We start from the raw sequence: 1250 nt of genomic DNA on the forward strand, positions 1-1250 counted from the left end.
TTTTCTTCCACGGTAAGCTGGGGGCTGGCCCACATGGCGCGGTTGTATTCCATGAAGGCATTCCAGTCTGCCGGCAGGGCCGGTTCCGGCACACCGAACAGCATGGCAAACAGCTTGGTTTCTTCGTAGAACTGGTCCTTCTCTTCCGATGTCAACTCGCCTTCCATTTTCTCGTACATGTAGGCCAGGGTTTCCCACAGGGTGGCATGGACCCAGATCATCGCCGCCACTTCATTGGCCCGGTATTCGCTGCCCCGTTTGAAAGCCCCGGAATCCATGGGCACTTCGCCTTCGATTTCTTCGTGGATATCACGCACCTGATTGGCCGACGTCATCACCTGGGGCATGCTGCCGAACACCATGGTGCCCACATGCTGGAAGGTGCGACGGGCACGGCCCAATGGGTCATCACGGACCACCGAGTGTTCGTCGATACTGGCGGTGACCCAGGGGTGGGCCAGTTGCAGCAACAGCGCCCGGCCCGCACCAAAAGCGCCGGGCATACCCGCCCGGGACAGTTTCCACATCATGGAGTCCGGCCCGTACAGGCCCACCCGGGCATCCGGTATCTTGCCGTGAATCTTCACCAGCTGACGACAGAAAGCCGCTTCATCCACCCAGCGGGGGATGGGAGGGCTACCGTCGCTGGGTACCAGTTGGCGAACCGCGTCCTGGCCGGGGCTATTTTCCGGCTCTGCCTCAAGCTCGGTGGGCGACACATTCTGGCCGCAGGGATGAGTCAGGTAAGCCGTTTCCGCGCGTACCATGTTCAGCGTGAAGGAACCCGGCTCGCCCTTGAACGTCACTTCTGACGGCAACAGATAATTCTGCACCGCCATGTATTCCTTGTAGTCGATATCCCAGCCGGCTTCCTCGATACGATCCACCCGGTCCAGGTCTTCCTGATACACCACCGCATCGGCGGTGGCCGGCAAACCCCGCAACCAGTAAGACAGATTGCCGGCACGAATATGCGCCTGCAGATGTTCGGCCACTTTCATGGCCTCCGCCCCGCCGATCACATCCACCGTTTCACTGTCCGGCTCGTAGACGTTACCGTGAATGATGACTTTGGGTTCGCCCACCGGCTCATCCATCAGAATGGACAGGGCGTACTCCTCACCGATTTGCCGAAAGGCGAAATGGCTTTTGCTGACGGTACTGTCTGCCCGCAGAACAAAGCGGCCTTCCACTTCCCACTCACGCATGTTTTCCGCCGATTCCGGCACGAAGTGGGATGCCTTGAACGC

The 1250-nt window shown here is 59.8% G+C and carries 1 protein-coding gene; it reads right to left on the reverse strand.

Translation table 11 applies throughout. The features are described from left to right. Positions 1-1250: lipoprotein insertase outer membrane protein LolB (locus HUJ17_RS07740; RefSeq protein ID WP_290510153.1), on the reverse strand; the 1250-nt coding region annotated here is incomplete at both ends.

Origin of the sequence: Alcanivorax sp., from assembly GCF_014762765.1 — a bacterium.
In the GTDB taxonomy this organism is placed as follows: Bacteria; Pseudomonadota; Gammaproteobacteria; order Pseudomonadales; family Alcanivoracaceae; genus Alcanivorax.